The organism is Pseudomonas aphyarum (assembly GCF_028657055.1).
Classification (GTDB): Bacteria; Pseudomonadota; Gammaproteobacteria; order Pseudomonadales; family Pseudomonadaceae; genus Aquipseudomonas; species Aquipseudomonas aphyarum.
The window spans coordinates 267,927-283,177 of the sequence record NZ_JAMDGS010000015.1 but is presented as its reverse complement, the minus strand read 5'-3'; the positions used below and the strand labels follow the sequence as shown (position 1 = coordinate 283,177).

Genomic DNA, 15,251 nt, shown 5'->3' with positions numbered 1-15,251 from the left:
AACCTTTGGGGTGCAGTCCACTCTGCGTGGGAATGATCGGGAGAAGTCGCCACCGTGCAAATCCCGGTCGCCACAGTTCGCTTTTCCCGCTCGTCTGCTGCGTAATGTTTCGGCCACGGTGCAAGAAGACACCGATCCGAACAATAACCCGCTGCCGCACGAGACGATCCCACATGAAAAGACTGTTCACTCGTTGTGCGTTAATCCTTACCGGCAGTGCGCTGCTCAGCGCCGGCGCCATGGCTTCCGACGATGCATCCTGCAAAACCGTGCGCATGGGCGTGGTCAACTGGACCGACGTGATCGCCACCAGCGGCATGGCCGAGGTGCTGCTCAACGGCCTCGGCTACGAAAGCAAACAGACCAGCGCCGTGCAGCAAATCATCTTCGCCGGCATCCGCGACAAGCGCCTCGATATCTTCCTCGGCTACTGGAAACCGGCGATGGACAAGAACATCGCGCCGTTCCTCGCCGCCAATCAGGTCAAGGTCATGGACAAGCCAAGCCTGGCCGACGCCCAGGCAACACTGGCGGTGCCGGACTACGTGGCGGCGGCAGGGCTGAAAACCTTCGGCGACATCGCGAAATTCAAGGATCAGCTCGGCGGCAAGATCTACGGCATCGAGCCCGGCAGCGGCGCCAACACCACGATCAAGACCATGATCGAAACCAACCATTTCGGCCTGAAGGATTTCAAGATCATCGAATCCGGTGAGGCCGGCATGCTCGCCGCCGTGCAACGAGCGGTGAACCGCAAGGAGTTCGTGGTGTTCGTCGGCTGGACCCCGCACCCGATGAACATCAACATGAAAATCACCTACCTGACAGGCAGCGAAGACGTCTACGGCCCCAACGAAGGTGCCGCCACCGTTTCCACCGTCACCGCGCCGGACTATGCCGAGCGCTGCCCGAACGTCCATCGACTGCTGGAAAACCTGACCTTCACCGCCGCCCAGGAAAGCCAGTTGATGGTGCCGATCATGGAGCGCAAGACCCCGCAGGAAGTGGCGAAGACCTGGCTGCGTGAGCATCCCGAAGACTTGCAACGCTGGCTGGCGGGTGTCAGCAGTGTCGACGGCAAGGACGGCGTGGCCACGGTTCAGGCCAGCCTGAAAAACTGATGGGCACTTATCCACTCTCGCCGTCGATGGCGGCGTTTGTCGCCAGAACCGAAAGCTTTGCCAGCGATGACAGCAGCCTCGGCGGATTGCGCAAATCCTATGACGCCATGTGCCGCGCCTTCACGCCCGAACGGCCGGTGGGTCTGGAGGTGGTGGATTTTCAGTTGAGCGGGGTGGCGGTGCGTTCGTATCGCCCGCCCGTCCAGCCATCGGCCAGTGGCTGGCCGTGCGTGTTGTATCTGCACGGCGGCGGTTGGGTGGTCGGCGGGCTGGATTCCCATGACTTCATCTGCTGCGAGCTGGCCATGGCGCTCGGGGCAATGGTGGTGGCGGTGGATTACCGGCTGGCGCCGGAGCATCCGTTCCCGGCCGGTTTCGAGGATTGCCTGAGCGTGTGGCGCGCGTTGCGCAGCGGGCCGTTCTGGTTCGATCCCGGGCGGATGCTGGTGGCGGGCGACAGCGCCGGCGGCAATCTGGCGGCGGCGCTGTGCCTAGCGTTGCGGGATAACGGGGAGACGCTGCCGGGTGCGCAGGTCTTGATCTATCCGGGGCTTGGGGGCGACGAGCAGTTACCGTCACGCAGCGAATGCGCCGATGCGCCGTTGCTCGCCAGCAGCGATGTCGATTGCTATCACGCCCTGTACCTTCGCGGCACCGCGAAGCCGAACGCTTATGCAATGCCGTTGCTGGCCGGAGACTTCAGCGGTTTGCCCCCGGCCTGGATTGCCGTGGCGCAGTTCGATCCGCTGCGTGACGACGGCGTGTGCTACGCCGAACGGCTGAACGCGGCGGGCGTCGACGCGGCGCTGTACTACGGCGAAGGGCTGGTTCACGGCTGCCTGCGGGCGCGGCATCAGGTCGCCGAGGTCGATCGTCTCTTTGAGAACCTGCTGGAGTTCATGGCTGACAAATTGTGACAGCGCGCGGGCATGCTCATTGACGTAAATCGGGTTTATGATGCCGGACGGCAGAATAATAGAAGTCCCCCCAGGGATGACCTCGACCCCTTACGGAGCGCGCAATGCAGACTTTGTTTCCGCAGATCAAACCTCACGCACGGCACGATCTGGCCGTCGATGACACCCATACGCTGTACGTCGACGAAAGCGGTTCACCGGAAGGTTTGCCGGTGGTGTTCATCCACGGAGGTCCCGGCGCCGGGTGCGACGCCCAGAGTCGCCGCTACTTCGATCCGAACCTCTATCGCATTGTCACCTTCGACCAGCGCGGTTGCGGTCGCTCCACGCCCCACGCCAGCCTGGAAAACAACACCACCTGGGATCTGGTCGAAGACCTCGAGCGCATCCGCAAACACCTGGGCATCGACAAATGGGTGCTGTTCGGCGGTTCCTGGGGTTCGACCCTGGCGCTGGCCTACGCGCAGACCCACCCGGAGCGCGTGCATGGCCTGATCCTGCGCGGGATCTTCCTCTGCCGTCCGCAGGAAATCGAATGGTTCTATCAGGCCGGTGCCAGCCGTCTGTTCCCCGATTACTGGCAGGACTACCTCGCGCCGATTCCGCTGGACGAGCGAGACGACCTGCTCAGCGCTTTCCACAAACGCCTGACCGGCAACGACCAGATCGCCCAGATGCACGCAGCAAAGGCCTGGTCGACCTGGGAAGGGCGCACCGCGACCCTGCGCCCGAACCCGCTGGTGGTCGACCGCTTCTCCGAGCCGCAGCGCGCCCTGTCGATCGCGCGGATCGAATGCCACTACTTCACCAACAATGCGTTCCTTGAGCCGAACCAGCTGATCCGCGACATGGGCAAGATCGCCCATCTGCCGGGCGTGATCATCCACGGCCGCTACGACGTGATCTGCCCGCTCGACAACGCCTGGGAACTGCATCAGGCCTGGCCGAACAGCGAGCTGCAGGTGATCCGCGATGCCGGCCACGCCGCGTCCGAACCGGGTATCACTGATGCGCTGGTGCGCGCCGCCAGCAAAATGGCCCGTCGTCTGCTCGACCTGCCGCCCGAAGAAGCATGAAGGGTCTTTTGCAGCGCGTGAAAGGCGCGCGGGTCGAAGTGGCGGGCGAGGTGGTCGGCAGTGTCGATCAGGGTTTATTGGTGCTGGTGGCGGTCGAACCCGACGACACGCCGGCCAGCGCCGACAAACTTCTGCATAAGCTGCTTAACTATCGAGTGTTCAGTGACGCCGAGGGCAAGATGAATCTGTCCCTGGCGGATGTGGGCGGCGGGTTGCTGCTGGTCTCTCAGTTCACCCTCGCTGCCGACACCAAAAGCGGGTTGCGCCCGAGTTTCTCGACCGCCGCCCCTCCGGCGCTGGGCGAAGAATTATTCGACTATCTATTAAGCAAAGCGAAACAGATGCATGGCACAGTGGCATCAGGTAGATTCGGCGCGGATATGCAGGTGCACCTGGTCAACGATGGCCCGGTAACCTTCCTGTTACAGACATGAAAGCGCTTGAAACATCTTTTTAAGGGCTTTTCGACTGAAAACAGGGAATTTTCGCGATAAATACTTTGTTACCCCTGATGCGTTGTCACGCGGGCTACTAGATAATCGCGCGCTACGGGGATCAGCGTTCGTTGGTCCATTTTGACTTAGGTAGAGACTTGTCCGGATCCGATTGGGGAATCATTTTGACCCAGCGGAGTCGGAACAATGCTCGCCAACTTGGCAAGGGTGTCCTGAAAGGTCGGTTTTTTTGTACCGAATCTCTCACAGGCACTTCATCTGGCCGTTGGTTTATTGATCTGTTTTCGGCGAGGGTTGCTCGTGATTGTTAGTCCCTGTAATGCAGCAAAATTGTCTGCCAAACGCTTGCGCAGCGCTCTGGTAGCGGGCTCGGCAGTACTCTGCCTGCTCAGCGCCGGCCAGCTTTGGGCATTCAATCTTGACGATGTGTCGGCCAAGGCCAAAGAGCTGGCCGGGCAGAAGTTCGAAGCCCCGCGCAGCAACCTGCCGAACGAATTCCGTGAAATGAAATTCGCGGACTATCAGAAGATTCGTTTCCGCACCGAAAAAGCCGAATGGGCCGACCAGAAGAACCCGTTCAAGCTGTCCTTCTATCACCAGGGCATGCACTTCGATACGCCGGTGAAAATCAACGAAATCACCGCGAACACCGTCGAAGAGATCAAATACGATCCAAGCCGTTTCGATTTCGGCGACCTGCAGTTCGATCCGAAGGCCACCGAACAACTGGGCTACGCCGGTTTCCGTGTGCTGTACCCGATCAACAAGGCTGACAAGCAAGACGAAATCATGACCATGCTGGGCGCGAGCTACTTCCGCGTCGTCGGCAAGGGTCACACCTACGGTCTGTCGGCCCGTGGTCTGGCAATCGACACCGCTCTGCCGTCCGGCGAAGAATTCCCGCGTTTTCGCGAGTTCTGGATTCAGCAGCCGAAGCCGGGTGACAAGCACCTGGTGATCTTCGCCCTGCTGGATTCGCCACGTGCGACCGGTGCCTACCGTCTGATCCTGCGTCCGGGCAGCGACACCATCGTCGACGTCAAGGGCCAGATGTACCTGCGTGACAAGGTCGGCAAGCTCGGCATCGCGCCGCTGACCAGCATGTTCCTGTTCGGCGCCAACCAGCCATCGAAAGTGCTCAACTACCGTCGTGAACTGCACGACTCCAGCGGTCTGTCGATCCATGCCGGCAACGGCGAGTGGATCTGGCGCCCACTGAACAACCCGAAACATTTGGCTGTCAGCCAGTTCAGCGTCGAAAACCCGCGTGGTTTCGGTCTGCTGCAACGTGGCCGTGACTTCAGCCACTACGAAGACCTCGACGACCGCTACGACAAGCGCCCGAGCGCCTGGATCGAGCCGAAGGGCGACTGGGGCAAAGGCACCGTCGATCTGGTCGAGATCCCGACCGCCGACGAAACCAACGACAACATCGTTGCGTTCTGGAGCCCGGAAAAACTGCCGGAGCCTGGCCAGCCGTTGGACTTCGCCTACCGCATGCACTGGACCATCGACGAAGCCGCGCTGCACGCGCCGGACAGCGCCTGGGTCAACCAGACCCTGCGTTCGACCGGTGACGTCAAGCAATCGAACCTGATCCGTCAGCCGGATGGCAGCGTTGCCTACCTGGTCGACTTCGAAGGCCCGTCCCTGGCCGCTTTGGCCCCGGATGCAGACGTTCGCAGCCAGGTCAGCGTCGGCGACAACGCCGAACTGGTCGAGAACAGCGTGCGCTACAACCCGGAAACCAAGGGCTGGCGCCTGACCCTGCGGATGAAGATCAAGGACGCGAGCAAGTCCACCGAGATGCGCGCAGCCCTGGTGCAGCCAGTGGTCACCGCTGATCTGGCCAAGTCTTCGGTGCCGACGTCCAATTCGTCGGTAGCCAAGGCCGACAAGGTTGCCGCCAAGCAACAAGAGAAAGCCGACAAGGAAGCCAAGGCAGCCGAGGCCAAACAGGCCGACGCCAAGCCGGTTGCAGATGCCAAGGACAAGGCCAACAAAGACGCCAAGCAGCCAGCCGCTGCGGACGCGGCCCCAGCCACACCGGAATCGGCACCGACTGAAGAAGTCCTGACCGAGACCTGGAGCTATCAGTTGCCTGCCGATGAGTAACTCTCAAGTACAGCCAGAGACTCTGTCCGAGTACCTGGCGCATCTGCCGATGACCGACGAGCAGCGCGCGGAACTCGCGGGCTGCCAGTCCTTCAGCGAATTGCATGAACGCCTGTCGTCCAAGACCTTTGACGCACCGACCGAAGCCGCCCAGGCTTCGGTGGGCAAGCGCCTGACCCTGAGCACCGCCGAAGAGCTGGAAGACGCGGAAATGCTGGTGCTCGACGCCAGCGGCCGAGTCAGCATGAAGGCCACGCCGCCGATCCGTCGGACCAAGGTCGTGCCGGAGCCGTGGCGCACCAACATTCTGGTGCGTGGCTGGCGCCGCCTGACCGGCCGGACCAACCCGCCGCAACCGCCGAAGGACGCCAACGTGCTGCCGGCGGCGCGCTGGCGCACGGTCGGTTCGATCCGTCGCTACATTCTGCTGGTGCTGATGCTGGGTCAGACCATCGTCGCCGGCTGGTACATGAAAGGCATCATGCCGTACCAGGGCTGGTCGTTCGTCGATCTGGAAGAAGTCCTGCATCAACCGCTGCTGCAAACCGCCACGCAAGTGCTGCCGTATGCGCTGCAGACCAGCATCCTGATCATGTTCGGGATTCTGTTCTGCTGGGTATCGGCCGGTTTCTGGACCGCGCTGATGGGCTTCCTCGAATTGCTCACCGGTCACGATAAATACCGGATCTCCGGTAAAAGTGCCGGCAACGAGCCGATTCCGAAAGACGCACGCACTGCACTGGTGATGCCGATCTGCAACGAAGACGTGCCTCGGGTGTTCGCCGGTCTGCGCGCGACCTTCGAGTCGGTCGCCGCTACCGGTGACCTGGATCGTTTCGACTTCTTCGTCCTCAGCGACAGTAACGACACCGACATCTGCGTTGCCGAGCAGCAGGCCTGGCTGGACGTCTGCCGCGAAGCCAAGGGTTTCGGCAAGATCTTCTATCGTCGCCGCCGCCGCCGCGTAAAACGCAAGAGCGGCAACCTCGACGACTTCTGCCGTCGCTGGGGCGGTGACTACAAGTACATGGTCGTGCTCGACGCCGACTCGGTCATGAGCGGCGAGTGCCTGACCAGTCTGGTGCGCCTGATGGAGGCCACTCCGGACGCCGGCATCATCCAGACCGCGCCGCGCGCTTCGGGCATGGACACGCTGTATGCACGCATGCAGCAGTTCGCCACTCGCGTTTACGGTCCACTGTTCACTGCCGGTCTGCACTTCTGGCAGCTGGGTGAATCCCACTACTGGGGTCACAACGCGATCATCCGCATGAAGCCGTTCATCGACCACTGCGCCCTGGCGCCGTTGCCGGGCAAGGGTGCGTTCTCCGGTGCGATTCTCTCTCACGACTTCGTTGAAGCTGCGCTGATGCGCCGTGCCGGCTGGGGCGTGTGGATTGCCTACGATCTGCCGGGCAGCTACGAAGAACTGCCGCCGAACCTGCTCGACGAACTCAAGCGTGACCGTCGCTGGTGCCACGGCAACCTGATGAACTTCCGCCTGTTCCTGGTCAAAGGCATGCACCCGGTGCACCGCGCGGTGTTCCTGACCGGCGTGATGTCTTACCTGTCGGCGCCGTTGTGGTTCTTCTTCCTCGTGCTGTCGACCGCGCTGCTGGCGGTGAACACGCTGATGGAGCCGCAGTACTTCCTCGAACCGCGTCAGCTCTATCCGCTGTGGCCACAATGGCACCCGGACAAGGCGATCGCGCTGTTCTCGACGACCATCGTGCTGCTGTTCCTGCCGAAGCTGTTGAGCATCATCCTGATCTGGGCCAAGGGCGCGAAAGAGTTCGGCGGCAAGTTCAAGGTGACCCTGTCGATGCTGCTGGAGATGCTGTTCTCCATGCTGCTGGCGCCGGTGCGGATGATTTTCCACACCCGTTTCGTTCTGGCCGCGTTCCTCGGCTGGGCCGCGACCTGGAACTCGCCGCAGCGTGACGACGACTCCACGCCGTGGAGCGAAGCGGTCAAGCGTCACGGCCCGCAAACCCTGCTGGGCTTCTTCTGGGCGCTGCTGGTGATCTGGCTGAACCCGAGCTTCCTGTGGTGGCTGGTGCCGATCGTCGGTTCGCTGATGCTGTCGATTCCGGTGTCGGTGATTTCCAGCCGCGTCGGTCTGGGCCTCAAATCCCGTGACGAGAGCCTGTTCCTCATCCCCGAGGAATACAATCCGCCACAGGCGCTGCTGGCCACTGATCAGTACACCCACGAAAACCGCTGGCACGCCTTGAACGACGGCTTTGTCCGCGCCGTGGTCGATCCGCAGCAGAACGCCCTGGCGTGCTCGCTGGCGACCTCGCGTCACGGTGAAGCCGAGCCGATCGAATGGCTGCGCCAGGAGCGTGTGCGTCACGCGATCAAGGTCGGCCCGGCCGGGCTGAACAACCATGATCGCCTGCAACTGCTGAGCGATCCGGTCGCCCTGGCCCGTCTGCACGAGCAGGTGTGGGCTGAAGGCCACGCCGAGTGGCTGGATGCATGGCGGGCTTCGGTAAAAGCCGATCCCCATGCGCCGCTGCTGCCGCTCAAGCCTGTGAGCTTGCAGGCGCAACCGGCCTGATGAAGAAACCCCGCTAACTGGCGGGGTTTTTTTATGCTCGCTGAAAAGCCCCCCTCACCCTAACCCTCTCCCGGAGGGAGAGGGGACTGACCGGGTTGAATGTTCGAGTTACGCCGACGTGAGATACCGAGTTGAACTCCGGTCTGGAAAACGACGGAGATCGGCTCCCTTTCCCCCTCGCCCCCTTGGGGGAGAGGGTTGGGGTGAGGGGGTAAATCTTGAATGTTAAACAAATCGTCCATTAAACCTTGTGCAAAAAATCGAGTGCGTTAGCATCCGTCCCCGAATTGGCGCACCCGGACAATCTTGTCCATTTCTGTCGGTTTTCGCGCCGCAAACGCAATGGTTTTGGGGACTTGAAGATGAAGAAGTATCTGTCGATGCTGCTGGTCGGCGTCACGGCACTGGTTGCAGTCAATGCGGCGCAGGCCGGCGCAATCGATGACGCGGTCAAGCGCGGCTCGTTGAAAGTCGGTATGGATCCGACCTACATGCCGTTCGAAATGACCAACAAGCGCGGCGAAATCATCGGTTTCGAAGTCGACATCCTCAAAGCCATGACCAAGGCCATGGGCGTCAAGCTGGAGCTGGTCTCCACCGGTTACGACGGGATCATTCCGGCGCTGATGACCGACAAGTTCGACATGATCGGCAGCGGCATGACCCTGACCCAGGAACGCAACCTGCGCCTGAACTTCAGCGAACCGTTCATCGTGGTCGGCCAGACCCTGCTGATCCGCAAGGAGCTGGAAGGCACCATCAAGTCCTACAAAGACCTGAACACCGCCGACTACCGCATCACCTCCAAGCTTGGCACCACCGGCGAGATGGTCGCCAAGAAGCTCATCTCCAAGGCCAAGTACCACGGCTATGACAACGAGCAGGAAGCCGTGCTCGACGTGGTCAACGGCAAGGCTGACGCCTTCATCTACGACGCGCCGTACAACGTGGTTGCAGTGAACAAGGTCGGCGCCGGCAAGCTGGTGTTCCTCGACAAGCCGTTCACCTACGAGCCGCTGGCGTTCGGTCTGAAGAAGGGTGACTACGACAGCATCAACTTCATCAACAACTTCCTGCACCAGATCCACGAAGACGGCACCTACGATCGCATCCATGACAAGTGGTTCAAGAGCACCGAGTGGCTCAAGGACATGGAATAACTCGGTCATATAGACCGAGTCGCCCCATTCGCGAGCAAGCCCGCTCCCACAGTGACCGGTGTGTCTGACCCGGTCCCTTGTGGGAGCGAGCTTGCTCGCGAAGAGGCCTTCCTGGCGACACAGAATTCGGAACCTGCAAATCCAATGAAACAGAAAAAAGCCCAATGGCCCTGGCACGTCCTGACCGTGCTGGTGCTGGTCGGCCTGGCCGGCGCGCTGTATTACGCCACGTCGCTGATGTCCTACGAATGGCGCTGGAATCGCGTGCCGCAGTACTTCGCCTATCAGGCCGAGGAAACCCAGCGCGCGACCGACATTTCCACCGTCAGCGAACTGGTGCGCAAGGGCGGCAGCGCGCAGGTCACTCTGCGCAACGATGCCGGTGACGAGCAGCACCTGACCGTCGACGAAAACAGCCTGCAATTCGCTCAGGGCGACGATGTGGCCGAAGGCGACGTCGTGGGCGTGACGCGGCATTGGGCGGCAGGTCCGCTGTTGTGGGGCCTGTGGACCACGCTTTGGCTGTCGGTGGTGTCCGGCGTGCTGGGCTTGCTGATCGGTCTGGCGACCGGGCTGTGCCGGCTGTCGAGCAACCCGACCCTGCGCGACCTGTCGACGATCTATGTCGAACTGGTGCGCGGCACGCCGCTGCTGGTGCAGATCTTCATTTTCTATTTCTTCATCGGCACGGTAATGAACCTGTCCCGGGAGTTCGCCGGGATCGCCGCGCTGTCGCTGTTCACCGGCGCCTACGTGGCGGAAATCATCCGTTCCGGTGTGCAGTCGATTGCCCGTGGCCAGAACGAAGCGGCGCGTTCGCTGGGTCTGAGCGCCGGCCAGTCGATGCGTCATGTGGTGCTGCCGCAAGCGTTCAAGCGCGTGCTGCCACCGCTGGCCGGGCAGTTCATCAGTCTGGTCAAAGACACCTCGCTGGTGTCGGTGATCGCCATCACCGAGCTGCTGAAAAGCGGTCGTGAAGTCATCACCACGTCGTTCTCGCCGTTCGAGATCCTGTTCTGCGTCGCCGGCCTGTACCTGTTGATCAACCTGCCGCTGTCGAAAATCGCCAGCCGGCTTGAGCGGAGGCTCGCGCAAAGTGATTGAAGTCCGCGATCTGGTAAAAGTCTTCGACACCCGTGGGCAGGTGGTTCGCGCGGTGGATAACGTCAGCACCTCCGTCGCCAAGGGCGAAGTGCTGGTAGTGATCGGCCCGTCCGGTTCCGGCAAGTCGACCTTTCTGCGTTGCCTCAATGGTCTGGAAGAATTCGATTCCGGCTCGGTGAGCATCGACGGCCTGCAACTGGCCGACCCGAAAACCGACGTCAACGCCTACCGCCGCGAAGTCGGCATGGTGTTCCAGCATTTCAATCTGTTCCCGCACATGACTGTGCTGGAAAACCTGTGCCTGGCGCAGAAAGTCGTGCGCAAGCGCGGCCAGAAGGAAAGCGAAGCCAAGGCTTTGGCATTGCTGGAGAAGGTCGGCATCGCCCAGAAGGCCCGCGAATATCCGTCGCGCCTGTCTGGCGGTCAGCAGCAGCGCGTGGCGATTGCCCGGGCGCTGGCGATGGATCCGAAGGTCATGCTGTTCGACGAACCGACCTCGGCCCTCGACCCGGAAATGGTCGGTGAGGTGCTGGACGTGATGAAGAACCTGGCCGTGGAAGGCATGACCATGGTCTGCGTGACCCACGAAATGGGCTTCGCCCGGGAAGTGGCGGATCGGGTGCTGTTCTTCGATCACGGCAAACTGCTGGAAGACGCCTCGCCGTCAGAGTTCTTCGATGCACCGAAGGATCCGCGAGCCCAGGCGTTCCTGCGGCAAGTCCTCTAAACGCAGGGCAAAAAAAACGCAGCCATTGGCTGCGTTTTTTTGTTTGCACGTTTTACACCTTGAACCGGCCCACCAGCGTTTGCAGGTGAGTGCCCAGGCGCGCCAGCTCGACGCTGGAGGCCGCCGTCTCTTCACTGGCCGCCGAGGTCTGGTCCGAGACATCCCGCACGTTCAGCACGCTGCGGTTGATCTCTTCGGCCACGGCGCTCTGCTGCTCGGCCGCCGCGGCGATCTGCTGGTTCATCGCCTGAATCGCCGAGACGGTGCGGGTGATGCTTTCCAGCGAACCACCGGCACGCCGGGTCAGCTCGACGCTGCTGTCGGTCAGGGTGCGGCTGTTGTCCATGATCGTTGCCACTTGCTGGGTGCCGTTCTGCAGACCGACGATCAGCTCTTCGATCTCTTCGGTGGACTTCTGAGTGCGCTGGGCCAGGCTGCGGACTTCGTCGGCAACCACCGCAAAACCACGTCCGGCTTCACCGGCACGGGCGGCCTCGATGGCGGCGTTGAGGGCCAGCAGGTTGGTTTGCTGGGCCACGGACTTGATCACATCGAGCACGCTGCCGATCTTGTCGCTTTCGCGCTTGAGCTCGCCCATGGCTTCGGTGGAGTGGCCAACTTCGGCAGCCAGACGTTCGATCTGGGCAATGGCCTCGCCAACCACCTTGTCGCCTTCACGGGCCTGCTGGTCGGCGGCGACCGCTGCTTCCGAAGCTTCCTCGGCGTTGCGCGCGACTTCCTGCACGGTGGCGGCCATTTCGTTCATGGCGGTGGCGACCTGGTCGGTCTCGATTTTCTGATTGTTCACCCCGGCGCTGGTCTGCTCGGTTACGGCGGACAACTCTTCGGCAGCGCTGGCGATCTGGGTCACGCCGTCGCTGATCCCGCCGATCAATTCGCGCAGGCCCTGGGTCATGCTCTGCATCGAACGCTGCAACTGACCGAGTTCGTCGCGGCGCAGGGACACCAGGTTGTGGGTCAGGTCACCGGCGGCTACGCGCTCGGCAACTTTCAGGGTTTGCTCCAGCGGGATGATGATCTGGCGGGTGATCGCCCAGGCGGCGAGCAGACCGAAGGCCACGGCCAGCAGAGTGGCGATCAGCAGCTGGTTCTTGGCGCTGGCGGCATCGGTGTCGCGGACGATGGTCTGGGATTCGGTGAGTTTCTTGCTGACGTCGAGCAGGATGTCGCCCTGAGCGGTCATGCGAGCCATGGCCTTGGCGTTGTTCACCTGGGAGTCGCGGAACTGGCTGACGGCAGCGCGGTAAGCCTTGAGCGATTCGGTGGCCTGTTGCAGGTTGGCAATGTGTTGCTCGGGCAGTTTGCCCGGCAGGCTTTCCAGATTGTTCAGGGCGGCGGCGATGGCATCCAGCGCGGGTTGTTCGGCCTCGGCCTTGCCGCTGTAGGTGTAGCCGCGCACCTGATAGCGCGCCTGCTGCAGCAGTTTGCTCAGCTCGATCACGCTGTTGAATTGCGCGACGCTGTCGCCTTGCAGCAGGGATTTCTCGACTTCGCTGACCTTGGCCACGGCGTTGTCGGCGCTGGCGCCGAGTTTGCTGCGAGCGTCTTCACGCTGCACGGTGGCCTGGGTCATGTCGCCAAAGGCGCGTTTGTACTCGGCGACTGCCGCCAGTTGCTGATCGATCATGGCCACGTCGGACGGTTGCTCGATCATGCCGCGGGCGCTTTGCAGGCCGCTGTCGAGTTTGCCGAGCAGGTCGTTGACCGCGCCGGGGCCTTGTTCGCCACGGCGGGCTTCATAGTCCAGGCGCGCCAGGCGCAGGTCTTTGGTCAACTCGTTGAGGCTGGAGATGAACCCGAGCTTGTCGCCCCGGCTGATGATGCCGCTCATGCCGGTCCAGCCGGTAAAGGTGATCAACAGCGTCAGCAGCAGCACCAGGCCGAAACCGATTCCCAGCTTGCGTTTGACGCTGACGTTTCCAAGATTCTCGGCTAACCAACGGTACATGCGACGACTCCCCTCGGACCACTAATTGGACTTATGGAGAGTGTATCGGCCGCATGATGGCAATCTGTAACGCGATTTGTCTGGAGAAGGGCTTAGAACAGAAGCACTCAGAACAGCCGGGCGAGCAGCGCGGTGACGGCGGTTTCGACCCGCAGAATGCGGTCGCCCAGTTGCACCGGTTGCAGACCGGCCTTGGCCAGCAGATCGATTTCGTAGGGAATCCAGCCACCCTCGGGGCCAATGGCCAGGGTTACCGGTTCGTTGAGGGCGCGGGGGCAGGGCGGGAAATTGCCCGGATGGCCGACCAGACCGAGGGTGCCGTCGGTGATGGCCGGCAGGCGATCTTCGACGAATGGCTTGAAGCGTTTCTCGATGATGATCTCCGGCAACAGCGTATCCCGAGCCTGTTCGAGGCCGAGGATCAGCTGTTCGCGGATCGCTTCCGGCTCGAGGAACGGCGTCTGCCAGAAGCTTTTCTCGACGCGATAGCTGTTAACCAGAATGACTTTCGACACGCCCATGGTCGCCACGGTCTGGAACACCCGGCGCAGCATCTTCGGGCGGGGCAGCGCGAGTACCAGGGTCAGCGGCAGTTTGGCCGGCGGCGGTTGATCGAGGCTGACTCGCAGCTCGGCTTCACTCGCGTCCAGACGCAGCAGCTCGGCCGAGCCCATCAACCCGTTGATGCGCCCGACCCGCAGACTGTCGCCGACTTCCGAGCGGTGGACTTCCTGCATGTGGGTCAGGCGCCGATCACGCAGCACGACGCGGTCGGCCGCGATGAAGTCGGCCTCTTCGAGCAGCAGCAGGTTCATGGCTGAGTCGCTGGCGGCTGGTCGTTGTGGTCGTCGGCGGTTTCTTCCGGGCGCTCGCGCTTGCTCACCAGGCTGCCGAACAGGATGCCGACTTCGAACAGCATCCACATCGGCACGGCCAGCAGGGTCTGGGAGAAAATGTCCGGCGGGGTCAGGATCATGCCGACCACGAAGCAGCCGATGATCACGTACGGGCGGATCTTCTTCAGGTATTTGACGTCGACCACGCCGATCCACACCAGCAGCACCACGGCCACCGGGATTTCGAACGCCACGCCGAAGGCGAAGAACAGCGTCATGACGAAATCGAGGTAACTGGTGATGTCGGTCATCATTTCCACGCCGGCCGGGGTGGCCGAGGCGAAGAACTTGAAGATCAGCGGGAATACGAAGAAGTAGGCGAACGCCATGCCGGTGTAGAACAGCAGGATGCTGGAGATCAGCAACGGCACTGCGACGCGCTTCTCGTGCTTGTACAGGCCCGGCGCGATGAAGCCCCAGATCTGATGCAGGATCACCGGGATCGCCAGGAACAGCGAGACCATCATCGTCAGTTTCAGCGGCGTCAGGAACGGCGACGACACGTCGGTGGCGATCATCGTCGCGCCGGCCGGCAGGTATTCGCGCAGCGGCGTCGAGACGAAGGTGTAGATCTGCTGGGTGAAGGCAAACAGCCCGGCAAAGATGATGAAGATCGCCGCGACGCAACGCAGCAGGCGGGTGCGCAACTCGGTGAGGTGCGAAACCAGCGGCATGTGCTGGTCGTTTTCGGGGAGATCGCTCATGGGGCTCGCGGCGGCAATGTTGGGTCGAGAGGCGCGGGTGTGGTCGGCGCGGCGGTTGGGGCTACGTGTTCAACCGTGTTTTCTGCAACAGCGGGCACTGGCTCGGTTGGCGCTACGACAGGTGCCGGTGGCGTCGCGGCGGCAGGCGCATGAATCGTCTGCTCACCCACGTGCTCGACCGGCGTCGGCTCCTGCTGAACCGGCGTGAAAATCTTCCGCGCCTCCTGTTCCAGCGACAGGATGTGCTCGTTGTGCAGTTGCCGACGGATTTCGTCGGCACCGATTTCACGCTCAACTTCCTGTTTGATCGCGTTGAAGCTGCGCTTCAGCCGTCCGACCCACAGGCCGGCGGTGCGTGCAGCGCCCGGCAGACGCTCGGGACCCAGCACCAGCAGGGCGACGAGGCCGACGAGCAGCAGTTCAGAGAAGCTGATACCAAACATT

Annotated in this window: 13 protein-coding genes and 1 pseudogene; 9 read left to right on the top strand and 5 right to left on the bottom strand. The window is 62.1% G+C overall.

Annotated elements, in window-relative coordinates:
• The first annotated feature begins 173 nt into the window (after window positions 1–173).
• The 9 genes from M5G18_RS24235 (at window position 174) to M5G18_RS24195 (ending at window position 11,238) form a co-directional block, all read left to right on the top strand.
• Window positions 174–1,121 carry a choline ABC transporter substrate-binding protein gene (locus M5G18_RS24235; RefSeq protein ID WP_273896953.1) on the top strand — a complete coding sequence of 316 codons (948 nt, stop codon included), beginning with the start codon at window positions 174–176 and terminating at the stop codon, window positions 1,119–1,121.
• Entirely contained in the window at window positions 1,121–2,038 is a 918-nt protein-coding gene (locus tag M5G18_RS24230) for an alpha/beta hydrolase (protein ID WP_273896954.1), read from the top strand. The genes M5G18_RS24235 and M5G18_RS24230 overlap by 1 nt, the downstream gene beginning before the upstream one ends.
• 104 nt (window positions 2,039–2,142) lie before the next feature.
• Window positions 2,143–3,114 carry a prolyl aminopeptidase gene (pip, locus tag M5G18_RS24225; protein ID WP_007952436.1) on the top strand — a complete coding sequence of 324 codons (972 nt, stop codon included), beginning with the start codon at window positions 2,143–2,145 and terminating at the stop codon, window positions 3,112–3,114.
• Complete coding sequence (gene dtd / locus M5G18_RS24220; RefSeq protein WP_064592873.1) at window positions 3,111–3,548, top strand: D-aminoacyl-tRNA deacylase; 438 nt, start codon at window positions 3,111–3,113, stop codon at window positions 3,546–3,548. Before pip ends, dtd begins: the two co-directional genes overlap by 4 nt.
• Window positions 3,549–3,869: 321 nt before the next feature.
• Window positions 3,870–5,684, top strand: coding sequence for a glucan biosynthesis protein G (locus M5G18_RS24215; protein WP_085608516.1), 1,815 nt, complete (start codon window positions 3,870–3,872; stop codon window positions 5,682–5,684).
• Window positions 5,677–8,247 (top strand): glucans biosynthesis glucosyltransferase MdoH, encoded by a 2,571-nt coding sequence (mdoH, locus tag M5G18_RS24210; RefSeq protein WP_262195755.1) that lies wholly within the window; start codon window positions 5,677–5,679, stop codon window positions 8,245–8,247. The genes M5G18_RS24215 and mdoH overlap by 8 nt, the downstream gene beginning before the upstream one ends.
• A 362-nt stretch (window positions 8,248–8,609) precedes the next feature.
• Window positions 8,610–9,407 (top strand): transporter substrate-binding domain-containing protein, encoded by a 798-nt coding sequence (locus M5G18_RS24205; RefSeq protein ID WP_039772466.1) that lies wholly within the window; start codon window positions 8,610–8,612, stop codon window positions 9,405–9,407.
• A gap of 144 nt (window positions 9,408–9,551) precedes the next feature.
• The gene (locus tag M5G18_RS24200) at window positions 9,552–10,511 is read left to right on the top strand and encodes an amino acid ABC transporter permease (protein ID WP_007952431.1); all 960 of its coding nucleotides are present in this window, start codon (window positions 9,552–9,554) and stop codon (window positions 10,509–10,511) included.
• Complete coding sequence (locus M5G18_RS24195; RefSeq protein ID WP_085608399.1) at window positions 10,504–11,238, top strand: amino acid ABC transporter ATP-binding protein; 735 nt, start codon at window positions 10,504–10,506, stop codon at window positions 11,236–11,238. Before M5G18_RS24200 ends, M5G18_RS24195 begins: the two co-directional genes overlap by 8 nt.
• Before the next feature lie 52 nt (window positions 11,239–11,290).
• On the opposite strand, the gene M5G18_RS29045 is transcribed toward M5G18_RS24195, so the two are convergent.
• The 5 genes and pseudogenes from M5G18_RS29045 to tatB form a co-directional block, all read right to left on the bottom strand.
• Window positions 11,291–12,004 (bottom strand): methyl-accepting chemotaxis protein, encoded by a 714-nt coding sequence (locus M5G18_RS29045; protein ID WP_371857706.1) that lies wholly within the window; start codon window positions 12,002–12,004, stop codon window positions 11,291–11,293.
• Between the two features lie 141 nt (window positions 12,005–12,145).
• A pseudogene (locus M5G18_RS29040) lies at window positions 12,146–13,090 on the bottom strand (methyl-accepting chemotaxis protein); the annotation flags it as partial.
• Window positions 13,091–13,314: 224 nt separating this feature from the next.
• Window positions 13,315–14,022: a 16S rRNA (uracil(1498)-N(3))-methyltransferase gene (locus tag M5G18_RS24185; protein ID WP_273896956.1), complete on the bottom strand. Its 708-nt coding sequence runs from the start codon at window positions 14,020–14,022 to the stop codon at window positions 13,315–13,317.
• Window positions 14,019–14,807, bottom strand: a complete 789-nt coding sequence (gene tatC / locus M5G18_RS24180) for a twin-arginine translocase subunit TatC (protein ID WP_007952425.1) — start codon at window positions 14,805–14,807, stop codon at window positions 14,019–14,021. The genes M5G18_RS24185 and tatC overlap by 4 nt, the downstream gene beginning before the upstream one ends.
• Window positions 14,804–15,250 carry a Sec-independent protein translocase protein TatB gene (gene tatB, locus M5G18_RS24175; RefSeq protein WP_273896957.1) on the bottom strand — a complete coding sequence of 149 codons (447 nt, stop codon included), beginning with the start codon at window positions 15,248–15,250 and terminating at the stop codon, window positions 14,804–14,806. The genes tatC and tatB overlap by 4 nt, the downstream gene beginning before the upstream one ends.
• Window position 15,251: the final 1 nt, after the last annotated feature.

Coding starts and splice junctions, on each gene's coding strand:
- M5G18_RS24235 (WP_273896953.1), top strand. CDS start 174: ATGAAAAGACTGTTCACTCGTTGTGCGTTAATCCTTACCGGCAGTGCG.
- M5G18_RS24230 (WP_273896954.1), top strand. CDS start 1,121: ATGGGCACTTATCCACTCTCGCCGTCGATGGCGGCGTTTGTCGCCAGA.
- pip (WP_007952436.1), top strand. CDS start 2,143: ATGCAGACTTTGTTTCCGCAGATCAAACCTCACGCACGGCACGATCTG.
- dtd (WP_064592873.1), top strand. CDS start 3,111: ATGAAGGGTCTTTTGCAGCGCGTGAAAGGCGCGCGGGTCGAAGTGGCG.
- mdoH (WP_262195755.1), top strand. CDS start 5,677: ATGAGTAACTCTCAAGTACAGCCAGAGACTCTGTCCGAGTACCTGGCG.
- M5G18_RS24205 (WP_039772466.1), top strand. CDS start 8,610: ATGAAGAAGTATCTGTCGATGCTGCTGGTCGGCGTCACGGCACTGGTT.
- M5G18_RS24200 (WP_007952431.1), top strand. CDS start 9,552: ATGAAACAGAAAAAAGCCCAATGGCCCTGGCACGTCCTGACCGTGCTG.
- M5G18_RS29045 (WP_371857706.1), bottom strand. CDS start 12,004: ATGAACGAAATGGCCGCCACCGTGCAGGAAGTCGCGCGCAACGCCGAG.
- M5G18_RS24185 (WP_273896956.1), bottom strand. CDS start 14,022: ATGAACCTGCTGCTGCTCGAAGAGGCCGACTTCATCGCGGCCGACCGC.
- tatC (WP_007952425.1), bottom strand. CDS start 14,807: ATGAGCGATCTCCCCGAAAACGACCAGCACATGCCGCTGGTTTCGCAC.
- tatB (WP_273896957.1), bottom strand. CDS start 15,250: ATGTTTGGTATCAGCTTCTCTGAACTGCTGCTCGTCGGCCTCGTCGCC.